Below are 22,874 nucleotides of genomic sequence, written 5' to 3'. Positions count from 1 at the left end.
GGTCACGGCTCGCACGGAGGTGCCATCGCGACGTGAACGAGTATCGCGACGGGCCCGTGTCGCTACCGGGATTCGTGGGGCTCCTGGGATTCAATGGTCATGGCCCCGCGTGGTATGAGTGCGCGGGGCCTTAGTCATGTCCGCCCCGGCTCCGCAGCAGCCACCACAGGCCCACGAACGGCAGCACGAGCGGGACGTAGCCGTAGCCGGAGCCGAAGTCGGACCACACGGTCTGGTCCGGGAACAGCGACTCGTCCGCCAGGGACAGGACCCCGACGGTCAGCACGCCGACCAGCTCGAAACCGATCGTGGCGGTCGCGAGCCGCCGGTGGTCAGTGGCCAGCGCGTAGGTGGCGACCACGTAGACCACGCCGGCGACGGCTGACAGGGCGTACGCGAACGGGGCCTCGTCCGCCTTGGTGATCAGCTGGAAGATCGACCGCGCCGAGGCGGCCACCGCGAACACCGCGTAGACGGCCACCAGCGCGCGGCCGAACCCGTGGGCCGTCGAGGCGCGCTCAGACACGGACCGCGTCCCAGATCTGCTCGACGCGGACGCAGAGGACGGCGGTGGTGAGCATCGCGACGACCACCACGCCGGTGCCCCAGCGACTCTTCTCCGCGATGCCCCAGAGGACCGCGGCCGGCGGGATCACCACGATCGTGACGAGGTACGAGACCAGCAGCACGCCGTCGACGTCGCGATCGGTGCGGCCGAGCGCGACGGACCCGCCGATGAGCAGCCCGAGGAGCGCCACCTCCAGGGCCGCCACCGAGTAGAACAGCGGGTTGCTGAACGGGGCGTCGCGCAGCGTGTGCCACGCCGCGTGGGCGGCGACCGCGACCGCGAGCAGCGCGATCGCGTTGACGACGGTCTCGTTCACCGCTGGGCGCCGAACGCGTTCTCGCCGGTCAGGGCCTGGCCCAGGACCAGCGCGTGCATCTCGACGGTGCCCTCGTACGTGAGCACGGACTCGAGGTTGTTCATGTGCCGGATCACCGGGTACTCCAGCGAGATGCCGTTGGCGCCCAGGATGGTGCGCGCCGTGCGACAGATGTCCAGCGCCTCGCGGACGTTGTTGAGCTTCCCGAAGCTGACCTGCTCCGGCGTGAGCCCCACCGAGTCCTTGCGGCGGCCCAGGTGCAGTGCGAGCAGGAGACCCTTGTGCAGCTCCAGGCACATGTCGGCGAGCTTCGCCTGCGTGAGCTGGAACCCGCCGATCGGCCGCCCGAACTGCTGCCGGGTGCGGGAGTACTCCAGCGCCGTCTCGTACGACGAGCGAGCGGCGCCCAGGGCGCCCCAGACGATGCCGTAGCGCGCCTCGGTGAGGCAGGACAACGGGCCCTTCAGCCCGGTGACGTCGGGCAGCGCGGCGTCGGCCGGCAGGCGCACGCCCTCGAGCACCAGCTCCGACGTCACGGACGCGCGCAGCGACATCTTGTGCTTGATCGTGTTGGCGGTGAAGCCGGGCGTGTCGGTGGGAACCACGAAGCCGCGGATCCCCTCCTCGGTCTGGGCCCACACGACCGCGACGTCGGCGATCGAGCCGTTCGTGATCCACATCTTCGTGCCGTCGAGGATCCAGTCGCCGCCGTCCTTGCGGGCACGGGTGCGCATGCTGCCGGGGTCGGACCCATGGTCGGGCTCTGTCAGGCCGAAGCAGCCGACGGCCTCCCCGGTGCCCATGGGCGGGAGCCACTGCTGCTTCTGCTCCTCCGAGCCGAAACGCCAGATCGCGAACATCGCGAGCGAGCCCTGCACCGAGACCATCGAGCGCACGCCGGAGTCGACCGCCTCGAGCTCGACGCAGGCGAGGCCGTAGTCCACCGAGGACAGCCCGGGAAGGCCGTATCCGTCGAGGTGCATGCCTAGCAGACCCAGCTCGCCGAACGTGCGGATCAGCTCGCGCGGCTTCTCCACCTCGCCGCGCTCGAACCAGCCCGCGACCTGCGGCTGGACCCGGTCGGCGAGCACCGAGCGGACGGTGTCGCGGATGGCGATCTCCTCGGCGCTGAGCAGGTCGTCGAGGGACAACGGATCGAGCCGGTCGAACGCCGGCCGTGCGGTGGAGCTCATGGGGTCCACGGTACCGGCGTCGCCGCGTAGCCTGGTGACCCGAACGGGCTCAGACCCATCCCTCGGGGCATCGGCGACGAACCCCAGGTGAACCCCCGTCCCACAGGAGTCCGCGTGCCCGCAGCGAGCAGGAGCAACCGCCACCTCGGCGTGGCCGCGGAGCCGACGTCGCCACCAGGCGACGACGAGCTCCTCCAGCGGGTCGCCCGCGGCGACGACGCCGCGTTCGGCGCGCTCTACGACTCCCTCGGGAGCTCGGTCTACGGACTCGCCCGTCGCGTCATCCGCGACCCTGCGCGTGCCGAGGAGGTCGCCCAGGAGGTCTTCCTCCAGGTCTGGCAGACGGCCGCACGCTTCGACCCGGCGCGTGGCCGCGCGAAGAGCTGGGTGCTCACCCTCGCCCACCGGCGCGCGGTGGACGCCGTGCGCCGCGACCAGTCGGCCACCAACCGCGAGCGCACCTACGACTGGACCCCCGGCCCCGACCACGACGTCGTCGACGAGACCGTCAGCCTGAGGCTCGAGCACGAGCAGGTCCGCCGCTGCATGGAGGGCCTGACCGAGCTGCAGCACGAGGCGATCACGCTCGCCTACTTCCAGGGCTACACCTACGCGGAGACCGCCGAGGTCCTCGGCGCGAACACGTCCACCATCAAGACCCGGATGCGCGACGGCCTGGTCCGTCTGCGCGACTGCATGGGAGTCGAGTCATGACGACTGACATCCACCACCTGCTGGCTCCGTACGTCCTCGACGCGCTCGAGCCGGACGAGCGCAACGTCTTCGAGGCCCACCTGGCCCAGTGCGAGCTGTGCCGGTCCGAGCTGGGCGGCTTCGCGGAGACCGCCAGCCGCATCGGCGGCGCCCAGGCCGAGACCCCTCCCCCCGAGCTTCGTGACCGGCTGATGGCGATGGCGGCCACCACGCCGCAGGAGCGACCGGTGGTCACCGCGATGGCCCAGCGCAGCCGCCTCCGCCGCGCCCTGCCGCGGATCGCCGTCGCGGCGGCAGCCGTCGTCGCCGCGGTGAGCATCGCCGGGTTCGTCAACGAGCACCAGAAGGCCGACGACCTCCGCGCCGAGCGCGACGAGATGGTCGCGGTGCTGACCTCGTCAGACGCGGCGATGTCCGTCGACGCGTCAACGGGAGGCGCCTCCGTGCGCGTGATCTCGTCCCCGTCGCACGACGCCGCCGTCGTGGTGGGCACCTCGTTGCGCGCCCTGCGGTCGGACCAGGTGTACCAGCTGTGGACCGTCCACGACGGTCGCACCACGTCGGCCGGCGTCATGGGCCGCGGCCCTGGGATGATGCTCGTGGACGGCATCAAGGGTGTCGACGCGCTGGCGGTGACCGTCGAGCCCAAGGGTGGCTCGAAGACTCCCACGTCGGACCCGATCCTGTCGGCGTCGATCTGACCAGCAGAATGTGGGGGTGACCAACCCCGTCGTCCTGATCTCGTCGGCCATGTCGGTCCCGTCGCGGTTCTACCGCGCGGTCACCACGGCGATCGAGGAGCGCGGCTGGGACGCTGTCGCGCTCCCTCGTCGCGGGTTCGAGCGGGACGACGCTCCGGCGTCGCGGTCGAACGACTGGTCGTACGCGGACGAGATCGGCACCATCGCGGACGCTGTGGCGAAGGCGCGGTCCGAGCAGCCGGAGCGTCCAGTGGTGCTCCTGGGCCACAGTCTCGGGGCGCAGATGGGCGCCGGGCACCAGCTCCACCACGACCCCACGGACGCCTTCGTGGTCGTCGGGGCGTCCCTGCCGTACTTCCGCCACTACCCGCAGGGCGGGCTGCCGCTGCTTGCGATGAGCACCGCGATCACCGCCGCGGCTCGCGTCCGCGGATTCGTCCCGAAGCCGCTGTTCGGGGCGCCCGGGGCCGCCACGTTGATGCGCGAGTGGGCGCACATGGTCCGGACGGGACGCCCGCCGTTCGACGTGCCCGAGACCATCACGACGCCGACGCTCGTGATCGACCTCGAGGGCGACACCTACGCCCGCCTGCCGGCCACCCAGCGGTTCGTCGACCAGCTGGTCGACCCGCACGCCCTCACCCGCTGGACCTACGAGCGGAGCGCCGTCCCCGAAGGAGGGACGACGCACCACGTCGGCTGGGCGAAGACACCCGCACCGGTCGTCGACCGCATCGTCGACTGGTGGGGCGCTACTGGCCCGCAGTGACCTCGTAGATCTTGTCCGCCACGAGCCCGTGAGCCTCGCGGTGGACGGTGATCGCGGCGTCGGCGTCGGGGGCCTCGACCAGGCAGAACACCTTGCCGTTCGCCTCGTCGACCCAGTAGCTCCGGTAGTCGACGCCGTACTGGGCCTGGGTCTCCAGGTCGGCCTTGTGTGCGTTGGCCACGTCGGTGGCGGTGGCGCCGTCCGGCAGGCTCTCGTGGACATCCATGAAGAGGGGCATGGCGTTCTCCTTCAGAGGTGACGGGTTCTGTCACACTCAGTCTCATGCCGGGGACACTGGCCGGGAATGACTCTCCGGCCGCCGTACCTGACCGGGAACCCACGGCTCTCGGCCCCCTGCTCGACGACCTCCACCTGGAGGGCGCCATCTTCCTGCGCGGCGAGTACAGCGAGAGCTGGGCCTACGAGTCCCTGCCGTCCAACGGTGTCGCGACGATCCTGGCGCCCGATGCGCCCCAGGTCCTGCTGTTCCACGTCGTCGCGTCTGGCCGGTGCTGGATCGAGACGAACGACAGCGACCGCCACTGGGCGAACGAGGGCGACGTCATCGTCCTGCCCTACAACGACCAGCACCGGATGGGCGGTTCTGCCCCGGCGAGCACGGTCTCCATCAGCACCCTGCTGCAGCCGCCGCCCTGGGACACCATGCCGGTCATCCGGCACGGCGAGGGCGGTCGCACCACGAACGTCGTCTGCGGCTACCTGGCCTGCGACGATCCGCTGTTCAGCCCGCGCATGCGGGTGTTCCCCTCCGTCTTCGTCGTCACTCCCCCGCCAGGGCCTGCCCGGGACTGGGTGCGCGCCAGCATCGACTTCGCCCTCCAGCAGACGGCGCAGGTGGCCGACGACCGGGTCGCGTCACCCACGTCGATCCCCGAGCTGCTGCTGGTCGAGGTGCTGAGGCTGCACCTGGCGAGCACGCCCGGCTCCGACCACGGGTGGGCCCGTGCGCTCCGCGACCCGGTGCTCGCGCCGGCACTGGCAGCGGTCCACGGCTCGCCGGAGAAGAAGTGGGACGTCACCAGCCTGGCCCGCGAGGCTGGCGTCTCGGCGTCCCTGCTCGACGAGCGGTTCCGCGAGGTGCTCGGCCTGGCCCCGATCCGCTACCTGACCGGCTGGCGCATGCACGTCGCCGCCAACCTGCTGCGGACGTCCGACCTCGGCGTCGCCGCCGTGGGCCGACGGGTCGGTTACCAGTCCGAGGAGGCGTTCAGCCGCGCGTTCAAGCGGGCGCACGGCGCGTCGCCGAGCGTGTGGCGCGTCCAGCGCCCGCACTAGCTCAGGCGAACGCCTCCACCGGCGGGCAGGAGCACGCGAGATTGCGGTCGCCGTACGCCTGGTCGATGCGGCCGACCGGCGGCCAGTACTTGTCATCGGTGGACCCGCTCGGGAAGCAGCCCGTGGCGATCGGGTACCCGTGCGACCAGTCGACGAGCTCGCGCGCCGTGTGGGGTGCGTTCGCCATCGGGTTGTCGTCGGCCGGGTGCTCCCCCGCCGCGACGGCGTCGATCTCGGAGCGGATCGCGAGCATCGCGTCGCAGAACCGGTCGAGCTCGCCGAGGTCCTCGGACTCCGTGGGCTCGACCATCAGCGTGCCGGCCACCGGGAAGCTCATCGTCGGCGCGTGGAAGCCGTAGTCGATCAGGCGCTTGGCGACGTCGTCGACGCTCAGCCCAGCCGCCTTGACGCTCGGACGGACGTCGAGGATGCACTCGTGGGCCACGAGCCCGTGGTCGCCGGCGTAGAGCACGGGGAACGCGCTCTCCAGCCGCTTGGCCACGTAGTTGGCCGACAGCACCGCGACGGAGGTGGCCTCGGTCAGCCCGTCGGTGCCCATCATCGCGATGTAGGCGTACGGGATCGGCAGGATGCCGGCCGAGCCGTACGGCGCCGCGCTGATGGCGCCGATGCCCTCGCGCCGGTCGGCCACCGGGTGCAGCGGGTGGCTGGGCAGGAACGGCACCAGGTGCTCGGCCACCGCGACCGGACCGACGCCCGGGCCGCCGCCGCCGTGCGGGATGCAGAACGTCTTGTGCAGGTTCAGGTGCGAGACGTCGCCGCCGAACTGACCCGGCTGGGCGTGGCCGAGCAGGGCGTTCAGGTTGGCGCCGTCGACGTACACCTGGCCGCCGTGCTCGTGGACGATGTCGCAGAGCTCGCGGATGCCGTGCTCGTACACGCCGTGCGTGGACGGGTAGGTCACCATGATCGCCGCGAGGTCGTCGGCGTGCGCCTCGCACTGGCCGCGCAGGTCGTCGAGGTCGACCTCACCGCGCTCCGACGACTTCACGATCACGACGCGCATGCCCGCCATCACGGCCGAGGCGGCGTTGGTGCCGTGCGCAGACCCGGGGATCAGGCAGACGTCGCGGTGGTCGTCGCCGCGGCTGCGGTGATAGCCGCGGATCGCGAGCAGGCCCGCCAGCTCGCCCTGGGAGCCGGCGTTCGGCTGGATGGACACGCCCGCATAGCCGGTGACGGTGGCGAGCCAGGACTCGAGCGTCTCGACCAGCTCGATCATCCCGCCGGCGTCCTCGGCGGGCACGAACGGGTGCAGGTCGGCGAAGCCCGGGTAGCTGATCGGCTCCATCTCCGCGGCCGCGTTCAGCTTCATCGTGCAGGAGCCGAGCGGGATCATCCCGCGGTCGAGCGCGTAGTCGCGGTCGCTGAGCTTGCGCAGGTAGCGCAGCATCTGCGTCTCGCTGCGGTGCTCGTGGAAGACGGGGTGCTGTAGGACCTCGTCTGTTCTCACCAGCGCCTGAGGTAGAGAAGCGGCCCCCGTCGCATCTGACTGCTCCAGTCCAAATGCGGCCAGCACCTGGGCGACGTGGGCATCGGTGGTGGTCTCCGCCGTCGTGATGCCGACGTGGTCGTCGTCGACGTGGCGCAGGTGGATGCCGTCGGCGTGCGCGGCCTTCACCACGTCGGCAGCGCGTCCCGGCACGTGGGCGACGACAGTGTCGAAGAACGTGTCGGAGACCAGCTCCACGCCACCGGCGGTCAGGCCCGCCGCGAGGGCACGGGCCTGCGCGTTGACGTGCTCGGCGATGCGGCGCAGCCCGTCCGGGCCGTGGTAGACGGCATACATCGACGCCGCCACGGCGAGCAGGACCTGCGCGGTGCAGATGTTGGACGTGGCCTTCTCACGGCGGATGTGCTGCTCACGGGTCTGCAGCGCGAGCCGGTAGGCCGGACGCCCCGCGGAGTCGACCGAGACACCGACCAGGCGTCCCGGGAGGTGCCGCTCCAGGCCCTCGCGAACCGCCATGAAGCCCGCGTGCGGGCCGCCGTAGAACATCGGGACGCCGAACCGCTGCGAGGACCCGACGACGACGTCGGCTCCGAGCGAGCCGGGCGACGTCAGGAGGACCAGCGCGAGCGGATCGGCCACGACGACGGCGAGACCGCCCGTCGCGTGCGCAGCCTCGATGGCCGGGGACGGATCGACGATCCGGCCGTCGGCGCGCGGGTAGGCGATGACGATGCCCGCGGCCTCCACGTCGGGCACGCCGTCTGCCAGGTCGGCCGTGACGAGCTCGATGCCCATCGCCTCGGCACGCGTCGCGATCACGGCCTGCGTCTGCGGCAGGAGACCGGCGTCGATGACGACCGGCTGGCCGTCCTTGCCCTTGGTGGCCCGGCGGATCAGCGTGAGCGCCTCACCGGCGGCCGTGCCCTCGTCGAGGAGCGAGGAGTTCGCCGTGGTCAGGCCGGTGAGGTCGGCGACCATCGTCTGGAAGTTCAGCAGCGCCTCGAGCCGGCCCTGGGAGATCTCGGGCTGGTACGGCGTGTACGCGGTGTACCAGCTGGGGTCCTCGAGCACGTTCCGCCGGATGACGGCCGGCGTGATGGTCGGGTGGTAGCCGAGGCCGATCATCGCGACGCCCGGCCGGTTCCGCTCGGCAAGCTCGCGCAGCGTCGACAGCGCCTCCGCCTCGCTCAGCGCGGCCGGCAGCCCGTCCAGGTCCTGACGGATGCCCGCCGGGATGGCGGCTTGCATGAGCGCGTCGAGCGACTCGTACCCGAGCGTCGACAGCATCTGCTGCTGGTCGGCCGGACGCGGCCCGATGTGGCGGCGGACGAACGGATCGGTCTGGCTGCTCATGGCGTCTCCGGAGGGGTCGAGGGCTGCTCCCCTCCCCTTCTGTCACGCCGTCCGGGGGACGTCGCTCCAGAATCGCCTCGCTCGCGTGGTCCGGGTGCCTGAGAGGTTCCGGGGAGGAATTGCCCCTTCGGCGCCGCGTGTGCGGACTCTCCCACGCGCGTTCGACAGCAGGAACAGCCTACCCGACCGTCCTGCGGAACCTGGCCGGGTTCTAGCTGCCGAGACGGGCGCGTCGGCGAGCGGCGAGCTCGTCGTCGGCCGCCGGGATCTCCATGGCGCGCTCGCTGGGCAGCTCGTGGAGCGACCCCTCGATCTCCTTCCAGACACCGCCGATGGCGATGCCGAAGACGCCCTGGCCGCCCTGGAGGAGGTCGACGACCTCGTCCGCCGAGCGGCACTCGTAGACGCTGGCGCCGTCGCTCATCAGCGTGACCTGGGTGAGGTCGTCGGTGCCGCGCGAGCGGAGGTGGTCGATGGCGACGCGGATCTGCTGCAGCGAGACGCCGGCGTCGAGGAGACGCTTGATGATCTTGAGCAGCAGGATGTCCTTGAACGAGTACAGCCGTTGGGTACCCGAGCCGGTGGCCGAGCGCACCGTGGGCTCCACGAGCTTGGTGCGGGCCCAGTAGTCGAGCTGCCGGTAGGTGATGCCTGCGGCGCTGCACGCCGTGGGGCCGCGGAAGCCGGTGTCCTCCGGCATCGGGGCGAGGTCATCGTTGAAGAGAAGGCCCTGGTCCCCCGCGGATGCCGCGGCGGCCGTGGACTCTGGAGCGTCGTCGCGTCGCTCGATCATGGTGTGCCTTCCAGAGGTCGTATGGGGAAGACTACCTCCACGAAACTACATCCGTGGTCATCCGGCAGCAGTCTCAAGGTAAGGGTGAGGGTTTGGCGGGTCAACGACCCAGCGTGCGCCTCGGCGTGTCGCGAAGTCTCAACCTCATGTTGAGGCTTGGAGCTGGGTCGTCGTGGCCGCTCACCAGGCTTCGCAACGGGCGCCTGCGGCGCGACGCGCTCCCGCTTCGCTAGCCTGAGTCGCCCGTTCGCGCGCTGCGCGCGCTCAGGGCGCCTCAAAGTCCTCGGGCTCGACCTCGTCGAGGAACTCGCGGAACTTCTCGATTTCCTCGTCCTCCTCGCGTGTCGAGGTGATGCCGGCGGCGTCCAGGACGTCCTCCGCGCACACGATGCGGGCGCCGGTGCGGAGGGCCAGGGCGATGGAGTCGGACGGCCGGGCCTCGACCTGCGCACCGGACTCGAAGTGCAGGGTGGCGAAGAAGACGCCCTCGTCGAGGTCGTCGATGCTCACCTCGTGCAGCTCGTCGCCCAGCGCGGTGACGAGGCGCTGCATGAGCTCGTGGGTGAGCGGTCGCGGTGTCTGGGTGCCCTGCTGGGCGAACGCGATGGCCGACGCCTCCACGGCGCCGATCCAGATCGGGAGGTAGCGGTTGCCCTCCAGCTCCCGCAGGAGCACCAAGGGCTGGTTGGTGGGCATCTCCACCCTCACCCCGACGACCTCGACCTCACGCATCGGCTCAGCCGCGGAGTCGATTCAGCACCAGGACGGTGTGCAGCCGGACCGAGAGCGCGGCGAGCGCCGCCACCGTCTCGGCCGCGGCGTCCGGGTCCTGGGTGCGGGAGCGCGGCGTGACGACCTGGTCGATCAGTCCGGCCTCGCGGTCGGCCGCCGTGCCGAAGTGCCGCAGGTGCCGAGGCTCCAGGCCGAGCTCGGCGAACTCCGCGACGAGTGACGCGACCTGGAGGTCGGCGCCGTCGTAGTAGGTCTGCGTGGGGCGGCGCGTGATGAGGCCGAACTCCTCCACCGCGTCCAGGACGTCGCCGTCCAGGCCGGACGACTCGAGCAGCTCCTCTCGGCTGAGGCGCAGCTGGCTGCGACCCTCCCGGAACGTCTCCGCGGACGGCAGCCCGTCCTCGGCGAGCCGCAGCTGCGGCACCCGCGACGTGCGGCCGACGGTGGCGTCCGGCACCAGGCCGCGGTCCATCTCGTCGAGGACCTGACGGATGTGGCTCAGCGGCCAGAAGTTGGGGGCGGCCTGCTGGCGCAGGACGAAGCGCAGGCGCTCGACGTCGCCGAACGTGAACTTGCGGTAGCCGGCGGGCGTGCGCTTGGGCTGGATGAGCTCCTGGTCCTCCAGGTAGCGGATCTTGCTGATGGAGAGCGTCGGGAACTCGCCTCTCAGCTCCTCCAGGACCTTGCCGATGCCCAGCTCCGGCAGGGCCTCGGCCTCGGTCACGCCTGGCCCTTCGATGCCCCGGCGAAGTAGATCAACCGGTACTTGCCGATCTGCACCTCGTCGCCGCCGGTGAGGTTGACGTCCGCGTCGATGCGGTCGCGGTTGACGTAGGTGCCGTTGAGGCTGCCGAGGTCGGCGACGACGTACCCGTCGGCCGACCGGCTGAAGGTGGCGTGCCGGCGGGACACGCTGATGTCGTCGAGGAAGATGTCGCTGTCGGGGGGCCGGCCGACGGTCACGACGTCGGTGTCCAGCAGGAACCGCGCGCCCGCGTCGGGGCCGCGCTGCACCAGCAGCATCGCGCTGCCGGCGGGGAGGTTCTCGACCGCGTCGACGTCGCTCGCCGACATCTCCTCGGTGTCCGCATCGATCAACGGGATGTGCGTGGTCTGCTCCGCCGGCGGGCCCGGCCGGGCGGCGTCATCGGGCGATGACATCGGCGATCACTCCTGCGGGGTTCGGCGTGCTGGCGACGTGTCCAACCTAGCATCCGGGAACGTCACCACCGGGCGGAAACGATCACTGCTCGACGAGTGCTCCGTAGGCCTCGGGCGTGAGCAGAGACTCCGTGGGGTCCTCGTCGGCCGGACGGACCTTGAGCAGCCAGCCCTCGCCGTACGGGTCGGAGTTGATGACCTCCGGACCGCTGTCCAGGGAGTCGTTGCGGGCGACGACCTCGCCGCTCAGCGGGGAGAAGACGTCGCTCACCGACTTGGTGGACTCCAGCTCGCCGATGACGGCGCCGGCCTCGAGCTTCTCCCCCACCTGCGGGAGGTCGACGTAGACGATGTCCCCGAGCTGCTCCTGGGCGTAGTCGGTGATCCCGACGGTGGCGACGTCGTCGTCGACCCGCACCCACTCGTGCTCCTCGCTGTAGTACAGGTCCTCTGGGATCACCGCTGCTCCTTGCGCGTTTCGGCCCGGCTCGATGCCGCCGGGTCAGGATGTGGGTTGAGCGTACTCGGGGCTCTTGACGTCGGCCAGAGCCGTGATCGTCAGCTTCTTCTTCTCCGTGACCGTGGCCGTTCCGCCCACGTTCGCGATGCGGTCGATGAGCCCGCCGCGGAACCGTACCGCCTCCGCCATGGTGTCCGGGTCGCCGATGGCCTCGATGACGAACGGTCGCTTGATCTCGCGGCCGCCGACCCGGATGGAGCCCTCGTCGTCGAGGAAGTACGTCTGGGCGACGACCCGGGCGGTGCCGTTGATCACGATGGCCTCGGCGCCCGCGTCGCGGAGCTCCTCGATCGCGTCCAGGAGCTGCCCGGCCGAGACGGCCTTCTCCGGGTCGCGGATGGTGACCACGACTCCGGGGCCGCTCGCGCCGGCGGACCCGGCGAGGATGGCCAGCTGCTCCGCCCGCTTGCGTGCCTGCTGCTCGGCCTCCGCCGAGCGCTGGGTGCTGTTCTGCAGGTCGTTCCGTGTGGCCGTGAGGTCGTCGATCTGGCCGGCGAGGCGCTCGTTGGCGGCGTCGATCGACTTCAGCAGCTCCACCAGCTCCACGCCGCGCACCGAGGAGTAGTCGGTCTCCTCGTCCTGACCGACCTGGACGGTGATCCCGAAGCCGAGCAGGCCGATGAGCACGCCGACGGCCAGGTGCGGCGTGGTCGGCGTGGACCAGCGGCGCAGCCGAGCGAGCGGACCCTTCACGTCAGGCATGGAAGATCCTGCGGCGGATGGCCGCGGCGTTGGCGAAGATACGGATGCCGAGGACGACGATGACTCCCGTGGAGAGCTGTGACCCGACGCCGAGCTGGTCGCCCAGGAAGACCATGGCCGCGGCGATGACCACGTTGGAGATGAAGGAAACGACGAACACCCGGTCGTCGAAGCGCTTCTCGCCGAGGGCGCGGAGGGCGCCGACGACGGCGTCCAGCGCGGCGACGATGGCGATCGGCAGGTACGGCTGGAGCGACAGCGGCACGGTGGGCTGCATCCAGAGCCCCACGCCGACGCCGATCACGAGCCCGATCACCGGGATCATCGGTCCACCTCCAGCGCGGTCGCGTGCTTCAGGTCGAGCCGGCCGGCCGGGACGGCGGGCACGGAGACCTCGGACGATGGTGTCATGGAGAGACGGAGTCCCGAGCTCTTGGCCCGCGCCTCCCAATAGGCGCCGCCCTGGTTCTCGGAGAACCGCTCGGTCAGGGTGTCGGGGTCGCCGAGGGCGATGACGGTGTACGGCGGGCCGATGGAGCGGAAGTTCACGGTGATCGCGTCGCCCGCCGTGCGGATGGACGACAGCGAGCCGAGCCGGTTGCCGTTGACGGCGATCGCCTCGGCGCCGGCGTACCAGAGCCCGTTGACCAGGAGCTGCAGGTCGTTGTCGCTGATCCGGCCGCCCACCACGTCGTCGGGGCTGCCCGAGGCGGTGGCGACGATGCCCGGACCTTCGGCCGGGACGTCGGCGGCGACGAGTCGCAGGTCCTCCGTGCGCGGGTCGACGCGGGCGGCCGACGCCCGGAGCGACTCGACCTCGTCGCGGAGCTCCGAGGCCGTGCTCTGGCGCGACTCCAGCACCTGGCGGCGCGCCTCGATGTCCTGCGCCAGCGTGCGGCGCTCCAGCTCGGTCGCGGGGCGGTCCTCCCGCGTCTGCACCGCCGCCGCGGTCATGATGATCGCGAACAGGACGATGAGCACGGCGACCCAGGCGCCGTCCCACCGCGTCCGCGGCGCGTCGGAGCCCCGGAAGACGTAGTAGTCGTCGTCGAGCGCCGTGTCGGCGATCTGGCCCAGCAGGCTCGTGGCCTCGCGCACCGCCCCGGCCGGGTGAGTCACGGTGTCTCCCCCGCCGTCAGGACGCGGTGACCCGCGGAGTCGTGACCATGAGGCGGCGGACCTGGAACGCGTACAGCACCCCGCCCCACCAGTAGAGCCCGACGCCCCAGATGGCGAACGCCCAGCCGAAGACGTCGGCGAGGTCGGCGATCGTGCCCTCACCGTCGCCGAGCAGGAGCAGAGGGAAGGCGTAGAGCAGGCCGGCGGTGGCGGCCTTGCCGAGGAAGTGGACGGGCAGCGAGCTGTAGCCGCGCGTGCGCAGGAACGGCACGAGGCTGAACAGGAAGACGTCGCGGAGCGGGAGGATGACCGCCAGCCACCACGGGATGATGTCGCGCATCCACAGGCCGATCACGACCGCGAGGATGAACAGGCGGTCCGCGACGGGGTCGAGGATCGCGCCGAGCGTGGACGTCTGGTTGAGCTGGCGGGCGAGCTTGCCGTCCAGGTAGTCGGTGACGCCCGACAGGATCAGCACCAGCAGCGCCAGCTCGTCCTGCTCCGGCCCGAGGACGAGCCACAGGAAGACGGGGACGAGGACGAGTCGAACCACGCTGAGCAGGTTCGGGATCGTCATGATCCTGTCCTCGAGCACCGGGGTTTCCTCTCGCTGGAAATGCTCGGACAAGAGTAGCGACCTCGGCCCCCGGATCAGCCTGGGCGTGCCGGTGCCCGACCCGGTCTTGCTTCCTCGGACGAGACTGACAGACTGGCAGGAGAACTCAACACTTTGCCGAGGAGGATGCGTGGCTGACTACTCACTGCCCGACCTGCCGTACGACTACGGTGCCCTTGATCCCCACATCTCGGGTCAGATCATGGAGCTGCACCACAGCAAGCACCACCAGAACTACGTCAACGGCCTGAACACCGCCCTCGAGAAGCTCGAGGAGGCGCGCGCCTCGGAGTCCTTCGACACGATCAACCTGCTCGAGAAGAACCTCGCGTTCAACCTCGGCGGCCACATCAACCACTCGATCTTCTGGAAGAACCTCTCCCCCGAGGGCGGCGACAAGCCCGACGGCGAGCTCGGCGCGGCGATCGACGAGCACTTCGGCTCGTTCGACGCCTACCGCGCGCAGTTCGAGGCCACCGCGCTCGGCATCCAGGGGTCCGGCTGGGCGATCACCGCGTGGGACACGCTCGGCCAGAAGCTCGTCATCGTGCAGCTCTACGACCAGCAGAGCAACATCCCGGCGACGCTGATCCCGATCTCCCAGCTCGACATGTGGGAGCACGCGTTCTACCTCGACTACCTCAACGTCAAGGGCGACTACGTCAAGGCGTTCTGGAACATCGCCAACTGGGCCGACGCCCAGGAGCGCTTCACCGCGGCCACCGGCGGCGGCCAGGTGCTCTTCTGAGCTGAACCAGCGAGAACGGCGGGAACCTCAGGGTTCCCGCCGTTTTCCATGCTCGGCGAGATCGCGGAGCCGCGCGTTGTAGGCGGCGAGCTCGGCGTCCTCGTCCCGGTCGGCGGCGCGGTCGAGGCGTCGTGCCTCCCGCGCGTCGGACCGGATCCACTGCACGAAGATCGCGCCCATCACGAGGAGCAGCGGGATCTCGCCCATGGCCCAGGAGATGCTGCCGCCGACGTACTGGTCGTGCAGCAGGTCGGTGGCGTACGGGCGGTCGATCGCGCGCCAGTAGTCGCCGGCGATGACGGTGTTGGACGACATCACCGCGATCGAGAAGAACGCGTGGAACGGGATGGTCACGAGCAGCAGGCCGAACCGCACGATGGGCTGCAGCTGCCGCGGCGACGGGTCCACCCCGACCAGGACGTAGAAGTACAGCGCCCCGACGCCGAGGAAGTGCAGCTGCATGGCGGCGTGGCCCCAGTGGCTGTCCATGAGGTCGCCGAAGACCGGGGTGAAGTACAGGCCGAACAGGCTGCCGATGAACAGCGCCGGGCCCACCAGCGGATGGGTGACGAGGCGCACGAACCGGGAGTGCAGGACGGCCGTCAGCATCCCGCGGGGCGACACCTCGCCCGGACGGCGCGGTCCGGGCAGCGTGCGCAGCGCCAGCGTGATCGGGGCGCCGAGGACGAGGAAGATCGGCGCGACCATCGACAGCATCATGTGCGACACCATGTGGGCGCTGAAGAGCACGTGCGAGTACTGCCCGAGCCCGCCGAAGCCGGCCCAGGCGACGACCAGCAGGCCGACGTACCAGGAGACGGTGCGTCCGACCGGCCACGCGTCGCCCCGGCGCCGGAGCACGAGCAGGCCCTTGAGGTAGAGCGCGAAGCCGAGGCCCACGACGGCGAGCGCGACGCCGGTCGGCTCGAAGCCGAGGATGAAGCGGCTGACACTCGGCGCGGCCGGCATCGACCCGCCGATCAGCTCCTCCGCTCGCGTGGGCACGACCTCGCTCGCGGGCGTCGGCGTGCGGCCGAGGGCGACGGCCAGGCCGATGGTGGCGGCCATGACCATGACCTCCGACGCCATCAGCCGCAGGAAGCCGGTCCCCTGCCGGATGATCCGGCGGCGCTGGGCCCAGCCGAACCCGGCCAGGATGCCGAGCGCGACGACCTTGCCGACGACGAGTCGGCCGTACCAGGTGCCGAAGACGTCACCCCAGCCGACGAGCCGCACGGACGCGTTCGCGACCCCGGACGCGGCGACCACTCCGAACGCCCAGAGGGCGAGCGTCGAGTAGCGCTGCACCGCCTCCGGCAGGCGCTTGCTCCCCCGCACGGCGACCCAGCCGAGCGCCACGAGCCCGCCCACCCAGAGCGAGATGCCGACGACGTGGAGGAACAGGCTCGTGGTGGCGAGGTCGTGCGAGTCGGCGCTCGAGGAGTGACCGGTGAGCGAGACCGGCAGCAGGGCGGCCAGCGCGACGCCCAGCCAGAGGGCCAGCGCGCGCAGCCCGAGGGTCCAGCGGCAGGCGACCGCGAGGACGACAGCCACGCCCGCCTGGACCAGCAGGGCGCGGCCCAGGGACGTCTCGAACGCGAGGGAGGACACCAGCCGCGGCGAGAGATCGGTCAGCGGTCGCGCGAAGACGTCGCTGACGGTGAGCACGAAGACGGCCAGCGACGTCGCGGCCCAGCCCCAGGCCCAGCGGCCGGCGACGTGGACCGACGTGATCGAGAGACCTTCTGCCTCGTCGCGCGTGCTGGGCAGCAGGAACACGGGGGCGAGCAGGAAGCCGATGACCGCGACGCCGCACAGCCGGGACAGGAAGGTCGCGGTCGGCAGCGCCCAGCCGACGAACGACCCCGGGTCCGGGATGCCGGGCGGGGACGGCTGCGGGGCACCCTGGCCGATCTCGAGGGCGGCGACCATGACGAGGACGCCGATGCCGAGACCGGTCAGCACGAGGCGCGTCGCGCGGCTCATGAGCTCGTCCTCCGTCGCAGGAGCGGCGCGAGGATCAGCCCGATGGCCACGAGGCCGGCGAGGATCCCGATCACCAGGTGGGACCGGTGGCGGTGCACGAAGGACTTCTCGGCCGGCGCGTCGGCCTGGGTCACCGTGCGTCCGGTGGTGGTCGTGAACGTGACGCTGCCGGAGACCGGGTGGCCGTCGGCCGAGACGACGCGGTACGCGAGTGTGTAGCGGCCGCGCTGGTCGGTGGCCGCGACCGACGCGGTGACCTTCTCGTCGACGGCCCGGACCTGCGACGTCCGCACCGGTGAGCCGTCTGGCGCGGTGACGGCCACGAACGCCGAGCCGACGTTCTCGCTGAACGTCAGCGCCACCGCGCGGGGTGCGGTGGCGACCTTCGAGCCGTCCGCCGGGCTGGTGCGGATCAACGAGGCGTGCGCGCTCGCCGGCGCGGCGGCCAGCAGGACCACCGCTCCGGCGAGCAGGACGACGAGGGATCTACGCACGCTGTCGATTCTGACGCAGCGTCAGCACGAGTCCGACCGCGGCCAGCGCGAGCGCGGCTATCGCCAGCGTCCGCGTCGTCCCGTCCGAGCCGGACTCGGCGTCGTCGGACGCCTGGTCGTCGGTGGCCACCGCCAGGGTGAGCGTCGGGGCCGGGTGCTCCGGCTCGCCGCCGTCGCGACCGACCTGGTCCCACGCGACGATCTCGCCGTCGGAGTAGGTCTGCTCGGCGTCGAAGCGGAGCGTCTTCACGTCGTCCGGGAACGGGCCTCCGGACAGGGCGAACTCGTCGAACTCCCCGGGGGCGATGCCGTCGCCGGTCGCCGTCCAGGTGACCGTCCGGACGGCCTTCGTGAGGGTGGAGTCGCCGACCTTCGTCGGCTTCGCGAGCTTCTCCTCCTTCACGTCGACCGTCCAGCCGGGCTTGGCCTGGGCGTTCACGAACGCGAACGGCGTGTCCTTCGGCAGGGTGATGCGGACCTTGGTGGTGGAGGCGTCCGGCGACTCCGTGGGCACCCGGAAGACGATCTTCCCGAAGCCTCCGGGAGCGGCGTCGGGCGACGAGACGGTGACGTGGGCCGAGGCCGCGGAGGCGACCAGGACCAGGGCGGACGAGAACAGCGCAGCGCACAGCCGCGCAGGGGTACGTGACATGAGGTTCCTTCGAGGACGAGGTGGATGGGTCAGCGAGCGCCGACCGGTGGTCCTCGTTCCTCGGCGTCGTGGACTCGACGTGAACCGGTGGGCGTCCAGGAACCGGTGACCGCCGCGACGTGGTCTGGCACGGAGACCCCGGCCACGATGGGCGACGCGTAGCGCAGCACGAGCCGGTCGGCGACCGTGGACAGGAGGTCCTCGCCGCGGCGCAGGACCCATGCGCTGGCGGCGGTGCCGGTGACGTGGGCGAGCAGCATCGCGAGGTCGCGCCCCGACGCCGGCTCGGTGGTGCCGAGCGTGTGCACGACGACCTGGCCGAGCACCAGGAGGCCGACGAGCTGGGCCGTGGTGAGGCGTCGCGAGGCGAGGGCGGTGGACGCCACCCAGGCACCGATCAGCACCGCGAGCAGCACCTCGGGCCGGGCCCGGCCGCCTGCCGTCAGGTGCGCTCCAGCGGCCAGCGCGGTGACCACGAGGGCCGCCGCGGCCCCTCGGAGCGTCCGGACGGGCCACGTCCGTGGACCGAGCACGCTCTGAGGTTGTGGGCTGGGCACGGCCCGAGGATAGCCTGGCGTCATGGCTACCGTTTCAGGCGACTACATCACTCGGGACGAGCAGTGGGGAGCCCACAACTACCACCCGCTGCCCGTCGTGATCTCCGAGGCGGAGGGCGCCTGGGTCACCGACGTCGACGGCAACCGGTACCTCGACTTCCTCTCGGGGTACTCGGCCCTGAACTTCGGTCACCGGCACCCTGATCTCATCCGCGCGGCGCACGAGCAGCTCGACCGGCTGACCCTCACGTCGCGCGCGTTCCACAACGACCAGTTCGGCCTGTTCTGTGAGGAGCTGGCGACGCTCACCGGCACCGAGATGGTGCTCACGATGAACACGGGCGCGGAGGCCGTAGAGTCGGCGATCAAGGTGGCCCGCAAGTGGGCGTACGAGGTGAAGGGCGTCGAGTTCGACTCCGCCGAGATCATCGTGGCCGCCGGGAACTTCCACGGCCGCACCACCACCATCGTGTCCTTCTCCGACGACCCGGTGGCCCACGACAACTACGGGCCCTTCACGCCCGGCTTCGTGACCGTGCCCTACGGCGACGCCGACGCGGTCCGCGCCGCCATCGGTCCCAACACCGCCGCCGTGCTGATGGAGCCCATCCAGGGCGAGGCCGGCGTCATCGTCCCGCCGGAGGGCTTCTGGGCGTCCGTCCGCGAGGCGTGCGACGAGAACAACGTGCTGATGATCGCCGACGAGATCCAGTCGGGTCTCGCCCGTACCGGCGAGCTGTTCGCGCTCGACCACGAGGGTGTCCGGGCCGACCTCTACACGCTCGGCAAGGCCCTCGGCGGCGGCATCGTGCCCGTGTCCGCCGTGGTCGGCCGCCGCGACGTCCTGGGCGTCCTGAAGCCCGGCCAGCACGGCTCCACGTTCGGCGGCTACCCGGTGGCGTGCGCCGTCGGCCGTGCCGTCGTCGAGCTGCTGGACAAGGGCGACTTCCAGGAGCGGTCGGCCGAGCTCGGCGCGCACCTGCACCAGCGGCTGAACGACCTCACCGGGCTCGGCATCGCCGCTGTCCGCGGGCGTGGCCTCTGGGCGGGCGTCGACATCGACCCCACCAACAAGACCGGGCGCGAGGTCTCCATGGCGCTGCGGGACCAGGGCGTGCTCTGCAAGGAGACGCACGAGCGCACGCTGCGCATCGCTCCCCCGCTGGTGATCACCCGGGAGGAGATCGACCACGCGATCGACGCCCTCGCGGCCGCGCTCAAGGCCTGACGTGGCCGACACGGCTCGCGCCGACGCCTGGGTGTGGGCCGTGCGCCTGTACAAGACGCGGTCCGCGGCCACGGCAGCCTGCCGTGGCGGTCTGGTGCACGTCAACGGCTCCCGCGCCAAGCCTGCGCAGCCCGTCCACGTGGGCGACCGGATCGAGGCGACCACGCCGGGCGGTCAGCGCGTCGTGGTCGTGCAGCGCGTGATCAGCAAGCGGGTCGGGGCGGCCGTCGCCGCCGCGTGCTTCGAGGACCACTCCCCTCCTCCACCGCCCCGCGCCGAGCGGCCCGTGATGCCGCGACGCGACCCCGGAGCCGGCCGTCCGACGAAGCGCGACCGCCGCCGCCTGGACCGGTTCCGCGGACGGTGACCCGTGCGCGCTCCCGCCTCGACCTGAGATAGGGTTGCCGCTGGTACACGGGCTGTGGCGCAGTTTGGTAGCGCACGTGACTGGGGGTCACGGGGTCGCAGGTTCAAATCCTGTCAGCCCGACCGAGTGCGTCAGCGCTTCCGCTTCTCCCGCGGGCGCTGCTGGATGTGGATGGGCGAGCCGACGAAGCCGAACTCCTCGCGCAGGCGCCGCTCCACGAACCTCAGGTAGCCGGCCTCGAGCTTGCCGGACGTGAACAGGATGAACGTCGGCGGTGCGACGGAAGCCTGCGTTCCGAACAGGATCTTGGGCTGCTTGCCACCCCGCACCGGGTGCGGGTGCTCGGACACGAGCCGGCCGAGGAACGAGTTCAACGCACCGGTGCCGATGCGTGTCTCCCACCCGTCCAGCGCGGTGTCGAGGGCACGGACCAGGCGGTCGACGTGCCAGCCGGTCTTGGCGGCCACGTTGACCGTCGGCGCCCACTGGATCTGCACGAGCTCGCGGGCGATCTCCCGGTCGAGGTAGTAGCGGCGCTCCTCGTCCACGAGGTCCCACTTGTTGAACGCGATGACGAGGGCGCGCCCGGACTCGGCCACGCTGCTGATGATGCGGGTGTCCTGCTCGGTGAGCGGCTGGCTCGCGTCGACGATCATCACGGCGACCTCGGCGCGCTCCACCGCGGAGCTCGTGCGCAGGCTGGCGTAGTACTCGTGCCCGGACGCCTCGCGCACCCTGCGACGGATGCCGGCGGTGTCGATGAACCGCCAGGTGCGTCCGCCCAGCTCGACGAGCTCGTCGACCGGGTCGACCGTGGTGCCCGACGCGTCGTCGACGACCGCACGCTCCTCGCCGGCGAGCTTGTTCAGCAGGCTGGACTTGCCGACGTTCGGCTTGCCCACGATCGCCACGCGCCGTGGCCCGCCGACCTCCTCGGACTCCGCGGGGGCGTCCGGCAGGGCCGCGAGCACCGCGTCGAGCAGGTCACCGCTCCCCCGTCCATGCATCGCGGACACGGGGTACGGCTCGCCGAGGCCGAGGTTCCACAACGACGCGGCCTCCAGCTCGGTCCGCTCGTCGTCGACCTTGTTCGCCGCCAGAAGGACCGGCTTCTTGGCGGACCGCAGGATCTTGACCACGGCCTCGTCGGCGTCCGTGATGCCGACCGTCGCGTCGACGACGAACAGCACGACGTCGGCCAGCTGCACCGCCACCTGGGCCTGGGCCGCGATGCGCTCGGCGAGGCCGCGGGCGTCCGGGTCCCACCCGCCGGTGTCGACGACGGTGAAGGCCTTGCCGTTCCACAGCGCGTCATAGGCGATGCGGTCACGCGTGACGCCGGGGACGTCCTCGACGACGGCCTCCCGGCGCCCGATGATCCGGTTGACGAGCGTGGACTTGCCGACGTTGGGGCGTCCGATGACCGCGAGGACGGGCTGGACCGCCTGGGATGCCTCAGACAACGGTCGACCCCTTCGGCAGCGGGCCTGGCGTGCCGCGTCGGGTGACGCTCTTCGCCCAGTCGAGGTGCGCGACCATGTGCTCGCGGATCTGCTCGGTGACGTCCGCGATCATCTCCGTGGTGCGCGGGAACGGCTGCACGGGGAACTGGAGGGGCTCGCCGTAGACGACGTCGATGCGGGCGCCCTTCGGGGGGCGGGACTCGGAGTCGGCGCCGGCCTCCCGCGAGCCGAAGATCGCCACCGGCACGACGGGTGCCCCGGAGACCAGCGCGAGCCAGGCGACGCCGCCCTTGATCTGGTGCAGCTCGCCGTCGCCGCGTCGTCCCTCCGGGTAGATGGCGACGACCTGCCCGGCCTCGAGGGCATCGGCGGCCTTGCGGAGCGCGCCGACGTCCGAGCGACCTCGGTGGACCGGGATCTGGGCCGAGAGGTTGAGCAGGTGCCCGGTGGCGCCGGTGAAGGCGTCGTGCTTGACCAGCGCGTGCGCCGGCCGGGGAGCCTTCAGGAAGATGAGCGGTCCGTCCAGCCAGCCGATGTGGTTCGACGCGAGGATGGCGGGCCCGTGCGCCGGCACATGACCCTCGCCGCGCTGGTGGACGTCGTACTTCCGGTCGAGCCAGCGTGCCCCGAAGCGTCGGACGGTCCGGAGATGACGGTCGGGCAGCCCGCTCATCGCGGTTCCCTCACCTGCTCGACGAGGGCGACGACCTGGTCGACGACCTCCTCGAGCGTGTGGTGCGTGCCGTCGATCTCGACCGCGTCGGGCGCCTTGGCCAGCGGCGAGGACGTGCGGGTGGAGTCGATGTGGTCGCGGCGGGCGAGGGCCTCCTGCGTCGCAGCGGCGTCGGCGCCGCCGAGCTCGGCGGTGCGCCGTGCGGCCCGCGCGGCGGCGTCCGCCACCAGGAACACCTTGACCGTGGCGTCCGGGGCCACCGTGGAGCCGATGTCGCGGCCCTCGACCACGATGCCCTGCTCCGCGGCCGCGATCGTGCTGCGCTGCAGCTGGACCAGCAGCTCGCGGACGTGCGGGACGGCGGCGACCAGGCTGACGCTCCCGGTGACCTCGCTGCTGCGGATCGGCAGCGCCACGTCCGTGCCGTCGGCCTCGATCGTCGGGTCCGACGGGTCGGTGCCGGACACGATCACGACGTCCTCGGCGTCGCGCGCGATGGCGTCGGCGTCGGTGAGGTCGGTGCCGCGCTGGAGCAGCGCCCAGGTCATCGCGCGGTACATCGCCCCGGTGTCGAGGTAGGCCAGGCCGAGTCGCTGGGCGACGCCGCGGGCCGTGCTCGACTTGCCGGACCCGGAGGGCCCGTCGACGGCGATGACGAAGGTGGTCACACGTGCTCCTG

The 22,874-nt window shown here is 71.3% G+C and carries 28 protein-coding genes, 1 tRNA gene and 1 riboswitch; of the genes, 8 read left to right on the top strand and 21 right to left on the bottom strand.

Features of this window, described 5'->3' with window-relative positions; all coding sequences use genetic code 11:
• Nucleotides 1-130: 130 nt before the first annotated feature.
• From FHP06_RS02210 to FHP06_RS02200, 3 genes are read right to left on the bottom strand one after another with little or no spacing between them, the layout of a single operon-like run.
• The gene (locus FHP06_RS02210; protein WP_147683338.1) at nucleotides 131-526 is read right to left on the bottom strand and encodes a hypothetical protein; all 396 of its coding nucleotides are present in this window, start codon (nucleotides 524-526) and stop codon (nucleotides 131-133) included.
• Nucleotides 519-884 (bottom strand): hypothetical protein, encoded by a 366-nt coding sequence (locus FHP06_RS02205; protein ID WP_147683336.1) that lies wholly within the window; start codon nucleotides 882-884, stop codon nucleotides 519-521. Before FHP06_RS02205 ends, FHP06_RS02210 begins: the two co-directional genes overlap by 8 nt.
• Nucleotides 881-2,077: an acyl-CoA dehydrogenase family protein gene (locus FHP06_RS02200; protein ID WP_147683334.1), complete on the bottom strand. Its 1,197-nt coding sequence runs from the start codon at nucleotides 2,075-2,077 to the stop codon at nucleotides 881-883. Before FHP06_RS02200 ends, FHP06_RS02205 begins: the two co-directional genes overlap by 4 nt.
• A gap of 114 nt (nucleotides 2,078-2,191) precedes the next feature.
• On the opposite strand from FHP06_RS02200, the gene sigK reads away from it, so the two are divergent.
• From sigK to FHP06_RS02185, 3 genes are read left to right on the top strand one after another with little or no spacing between them, the layout of a single operon-like run.
• Nucleotides 2,192-2,791 (top strand): ECF RNA polymerase sigma factor SigK, encoded by a 600-nt coding sequence (gene sigK / locus FHP06_RS02195; protein ID WP_230973377.1) that lies wholly within the window; start codon nucleotides 2,192-2,194, stop codon nucleotides 2,789-2,791.
• On the top strand, nucleotides 2,788-3,492 hold the full coding sequence (locus FHP06_RS02190) for an anti-sigma factor (RefSeq protein WP_147683332.1): 705 nt from the start codon (nucleotides 2,788-2,790) through the stop codon (nucleotides 3,490-3,492). The genes sigK and FHP06_RS02190 overlap by 4 nt, the downstream gene beginning before the upstream one ends.
• Nucleotides 3,493-3,508: 16 nt before the next feature.
• Entirely contained in the window at nucleotides 3,509-4,261 is a 753-nt protein-coding gene (locus FHP06_RS02185; protein WP_147683330.1) for an alpha/beta fold hydrolase, read from the top strand.
• On the opposite strand, the gene FHP06_RS02180 is transcribed toward FHP06_RS02185, so the two are convergent.
• Entirely contained in the window at nucleotides 4,245-4,499 is a 255-nt protein-coding gene (locus FHP06_RS02180) for a DUF4242 domain-containing protein (protein WP_147683329.1), read from the bottom strand. The genes FHP06_RS02185 and FHP06_RS02180 overlap by 17 nt on opposite strands.
• 44 nt (nucleotides 4,500-4,543) lie before the next feature.
• On the opposite strand from FHP06_RS02180, the gene FHP06_RS02175 reads away from it, so the two are divergent.
• A complete protein-coding gene (locus FHP06_RS02175) occupies nucleotides 4,544-5,557 on the top strand; it encodes an AraC family transcriptional regulator (protein ID WP_147683327.1) in 1,014 nt (337 codons plus the stop codon).
• 1 nt (nucleotide 5,558) lies between these two features.
• Here the strand turns inward: FHP06_RS02175 and gcvP are convergent, their stop codons facing one another.
• The 10 genes from gcvP to FHP06_RS02125 all read right to left on the bottom strand — a co-directional run bounded on the left by gcvP (nucleotide 5,559) and on the right by FHP06_RS02125 (nucleotide 13,988).
• Nucleotides 5,559-8,384 (bottom strand): aminomethyl-transferring glycine dehydrogenase, encoded by a 2,826-nt coding sequence (gene gcvP, locus FHP06_RS02170; RefSeq protein ID WP_147683325.1) that lies wholly within the window; start codon nucleotides 8,382-8,384, stop codon nucleotides 5,559-5,561.
• Between the two features lie 76 nt (nucleotides 8,385-8,460).
• Nucleotides 8,461-8,548, bottom strand: a riboswitch (glycine riboswitch).
• 47 nt (nucleotides 8,549-8,595) lie between these two features.
• Nucleotides 8,596-9,177, bottom strand: a complete 582-nt coding sequence (locus FHP06_RS02165; RefSeq protein WP_147683324.1) for a MerR family transcriptional regulator — start codon at nucleotides 9,175-9,177, stop codon at nucleotides 8,596-8,598.
• Between the two features lie 264 nt (nucleotides 9,178-9,441).
• Nucleotides 9,442-9,909, bottom strand: coding sequence for a bifunctional nuclease family protein (locus FHP06_RS02160; protein WP_147683322.1), 468 nt, complete (start codon nucleotides 9,907-9,909; stop codon nucleotides 9,442-9,444).
• Between the two features lie 4 nt (nucleotides 9,910-9,913).
• Complete coding sequence (ftsR, locus tag FHP06_RS02155; RefSeq protein WP_222706320.1) at nucleotides 9,914-10,633, bottom strand: transcriptional regulator FtsR; 720 nt, start codon at nucleotides 10,631-10,633, stop codon at nucleotides 9,914-9,916.
• Nucleotides 10,630-11,070 (bottom strand): FHA domain-containing protein, encoded by a 441-nt coding sequence (locus tag FHP06_RS02150; RefSeq protein ID WP_147683321.1) that lies wholly within the window; start codon nucleotides 11,068-11,070, stop codon nucleotides 10,630-10,632. The genes ftsR and FHP06_RS02150 overlap by 4 nt, the downstream gene beginning before the upstream one ends.
• Before the next feature lie 82 nt (nucleotides 11,071-11,152).
• The gene (gene gcvH / locus FHP06_RS02145) at nucleotides 11,153-11,530 is read right to left on the bottom strand and encodes a glycine cleavage system protein GcvH (RefSeq protein WP_147683319.1); all 378 of its coding nucleotides are present in this window, start codon (nucleotides 11,528-11,530) and stop codon (nucleotides 11,153-11,155) included.
• 42 nt (nucleotides 11,531-11,572) lie between these two features.
• Nucleotides 11,573-12,292, bottom strand: coding sequence for a DUF881 domain-containing protein (locus tag FHP06_RS02140; RefSeq protein ID WP_147683317.1), 720 nt, complete (start codon nucleotides 12,290-12,292; stop codon nucleotides 11,573-11,575).
• Nucleotides 12,285-12,617 (bottom strand): small basic family protein, encoded by a 333-nt coding sequence (locus tag FHP06_RS02135; protein WP_147683315.1) that lies wholly within the window; start codon nucleotides 12,615-12,617, stop codon nucleotides 12,285-12,287. Before FHP06_RS02135 ends, FHP06_RS02140 begins: the two co-directional genes overlap by 8 nt.
• Nucleotides 12,614-13,411, bottom strand: a complete 798-nt coding sequence (locus FHP06_RS02130; RefSeq protein WP_147683313.1) for a DUF881 domain-containing protein — start codon at nucleotides 13,409-13,411, stop codon at nucleotides 12,614-12,616. Before FHP06_RS02130 ends, FHP06_RS02135 begins: the two co-directional genes overlap by 4 nt.
• 16 nt (nucleotides 13,412-13,427) lie before the next feature.
• The gene (locus FHP06_RS02125; RefSeq protein WP_147683311.1) at nucleotides 13,428-13,988 is read right to left on the bottom strand and encodes a CDP-alcohol phosphatidyltransferase family protein; all 561 of its coding nucleotides are present in this window, start codon (nucleotides 13,986-13,988) and stop codon (nucleotides 13,428-13,430) included.
• A 169-nt stretch (nucleotides 13,989-14,157) separates the two neighbouring features.
• Between FHP06_RS02125 and FHP06_RS02120 the strand changes: the two genes are divergently transcribed.
• On the top strand, nucleotides 14,158-14,775 hold the full coding sequence (locus tag FHP06_RS02120; RefSeq protein ID WP_187271742.1) for a superoxide dismutase: 618 nt from the start codon (nucleotides 14,158-14,160) through the stop codon (nucleotides 14,773-14,775).
• A 27-nt stretch (nucleotides 14,776-14,802) separates the two neighbouring features.
• On the opposite strand, the gene FHP06_RS02115 is transcribed toward FHP06_RS02120, so the two are convergent.
• The 4 genes from FHP06_RS02115 to FHP06_RS02100 are packed head-to-tail and all read right to left on the bottom strand — an operon-like array spanning nucleotide 14,803 to nucleotide 18,464.
• A complete protein-coding gene (locus tag FHP06_RS02115; protein WP_147683308.1) occupies nucleotides 14,803-16,761 on the bottom strand; it encodes a cytochrome c oxidase assembly protein in 1,959 nt (652 codons plus the stop codon).
• On the bottom strand, nucleotides 16,758-17,255 hold the full coding sequence (locus tag FHP06_RS02110; protein ID WP_187271741.1) for a copper resistance CopC family protein: 498 nt from the start codon (nucleotides 17,253-17,255) through the stop codon (nucleotides 16,758-16,760). Before FHP06_RS02110 ends, FHP06_RS02115 begins: the two co-directional genes overlap by 4 nt.
• Entirely contained in the window at nucleotides 17,248-17,907 is a 660-nt protein-coding gene (locus tag FHP06_RS02105; RefSeq protein WP_147683305.1) for a YcnI family copper-binding membrane protein, read from the bottom strand. Before FHP06_RS02105 ends, FHP06_RS02110 begins: the two co-directional genes overlap by 8 nt.
• A gap of 29 nt (nucleotides 17,908-17,936) precedes the next feature.
• The gene (locus FHP06_RS02100; RefSeq protein WP_147683303.1) at nucleotides 17,937-18,464 is read right to left on the bottom strand and encodes a hypothetical protein; all 528 of its coding nucleotides are present in this window, start codon (nucleotides 18,462-18,464) and stop codon (nucleotides 17,937-17,939) included.
• 22 nt (nucleotides 18,465-18,486) lie between these two features.
• Between FHP06_RS02100 and rocD the strand changes: the two genes are divergently transcribed.
• The 3 genes from rocD to FHP06_RS02085 all read left to right on the top strand — a co-directional run bounded on the left by rocD (nucleotide 18,487) and on the right by FHP06_RS02085 (nucleotide 20,181).
• Nucleotides 18,487-19,692 carry an ornithine--oxo-acid transaminase gene (rocD, locus tag FHP06_RS02095; protein WP_147683301.1) on the top strand — a complete coding sequence of 402 codons (1,206 nt, stop codon included), beginning with the start codon at nucleotides 18,487-18,489 and terminating at the stop codon, nucleotides 19,690-19,692.
• 1 nt (nucleotide 19,693) lies between these two features.
• Nucleotides 19,694-20,059, top strand: a complete 366-nt coding sequence (locus FHP06_RS02090) for an RNA-binding S4 domain-containing protein (protein WP_147683299.1) — start codon at nucleotides 19,694-19,696, stop codon at nucleotides 20,057-20,059.
• 48 nt (nucleotides 20,060-20,107) lie between these two features.
• Nucleotides 20,108-20,181 (top strand) — tRNA-Pro (locus FHP06_RS02085).
• A 9-nt stretch (nucleotides 20,182-20,190) separates the two neighbouring features.
• On the opposite strand, the gene der is transcribed toward FHP06_RS02085, so the two are convergent.
• Genes der through cmk form a run of 3 tightly spaced genes read right to left on the bottom strand, consistent with a single transcriptional unit; the run spans nucleotide 20,191 to nucleotide 22,863 of the window.
• Nucleotides 20,191-21,522 carry a ribosome biogenesis GTPase Der gene (gene der, locus FHP06_RS02080; protein WP_147683298.1) on the bottom strand — a complete coding sequence of 444 codons (1,332 nt, stop codon included), beginning with the start codon at nucleotides 21,520-21,522 and terminating at the stop codon, nucleotides 20,191-20,193.
• Nucleotides 21,515-22,195 (bottom strand): lysophospholipid acyltransferase family protein, encoded by a 681-nt coding sequence (locus FHP06_RS02075; RefSeq protein ID WP_147683296.1) that lies wholly within the window; start codon nucleotides 22,193-22,195, stop codon nucleotides 21,515-21,517. The genes der and FHP06_RS02075 overlap by 8 nt, the downstream gene beginning before the upstream one ends.
• The gene (gene cmk / locus FHP06_RS02070) at nucleotides 22,192-22,863 is read right to left on the bottom strand and encodes a (d)CMP kinase (RefSeq protein ID WP_147683294.1); all 672 of its coding nucleotides are present in this window, start codon (nucleotides 22,861-22,863) and stop codon (nucleotides 22,192-22,194) included. Before cmk ends, FHP06_RS02075 begins: the two co-directional genes overlap by 4 nt.
• Nucleotides 22,864-22,874: the final 11 nt, after the last annotated feature.

Origin of the sequence: Aeromicrobium terrae (genome assembly GCF_008039565.1) — a bacterium.
In the GTDB taxonomy this organism is placed as follows: domain Bacteria; phylum Actinomycetota; class Actinomycetes; order Propionibacteriales; family Nocardioidaceae; genus Aeromicrobium; species Aeromicrobium terrae.
The sequence above is the reverse complement of the archived record's forward strand: the minus strand, read 5'-3'. Positions and strand labels throughout refer to the sequence as shown.

Coding starts and splice junctions, on each gene's coding strand:
- FHP06_RS02200 (WP_147683334.1), bottom strand. CDS start 2,077: ATGAGCTCCACCGCACGGCCGGCGTTCGACCGGCTCGATCCGTTGTCC.
- FHP06_RS02190 (WP_147683332.1), top strand. CDS start 2,788: ATGACGACTGACATCCACCACCTGCTGGCTCCGTACGTCCTCGACGCG.
- FHP06_RS02180 (WP_147683329.1), bottom strand. CDS start 4,499: ATGCCCCTCTTCATGGATGTCCACGAGAGCCTGCCGGACGGCGCCACC.
- FHP06_RS02175 (WP_147683327.1), top strand. CDS start 4,544: ATGCCGGGGACACTGGCCGGGAATGACTCTCCGGCCGCCGTACCTGAC.
- gcvP (WP_147683325.1), bottom strand. CDS start 8,384: ATGAGCAGCCAGACCGATCCGTTCGTCCGCCGCCACATCGGGCCGCGT.
- FHP06_RS02165 (WP_147683324.1), bottom strand. CDS start 9,177: ATGATCGAGCGACGCGACGACGCTCCAGAGTCCACGGCCGCCGCGGCA.
- FHP06_RS02160 (WP_147683322.1), bottom strand. CDS start 9,909: ATGCGTGAGGTCGAGGTCGTCGGGGTGAGGGTGGAGATGCCCACCAAC.
- FHP06_RS02150 (WP_147683321.1), bottom strand. CDS start 11,070: ATGTCATCGCCCGATGACGCCGCCCGGCCGGGCCCGCCGGCGGAGCAG.
- FHP06_RS02140 (WP_147683317.1), bottom strand. CDS start 12,292: ATGCCTGACGTGAAGGGTCCGCTCGCTCGGCTGCGCCGCTGGTCCACG.
- FHP06_RS02135 (WP_147683315.1), bottom strand. CDS start 12,617: ATGATCCCGGTGATCGGGCTCGTGATCGGCGTCGGCGTGGGGCTCTGG.
- FHP06_RS02125 (WP_147683311.1), bottom strand. CDS start 13,988: ATGACGATCCCGAACCTGCTCAGCGTGGTTCGACTCGTCCTCGTCCCC.
- FHP06_RS02115 (WP_147683308.1), bottom strand. CDS start 16,761: ATGAGCCGCGCGACGCGCCTCGTGCTGACCGGTCTCGGCATCGGCGTC.
- FHP06_RS02105 (WP_147683305.1), bottom strand. CDS start 17,907: ATGTCACGTACCCCTGCGCGGCTGTGCGCTGCGCTGTTCTCGTCCGCC.
- rocD (WP_147683301.1), top strand. CDS start 18,487: ATGGCTACCGTTTCAGGCGACTACATCACTCGGGACGAGCAGTGGGGA.
- FHP06_RS02075 (WP_147683296.1), bottom strand. CDS start 22,195: ATGAGCGGGCTGCCCGACCGTCATCTCCGGACCGTCCGACGCTTCGGG.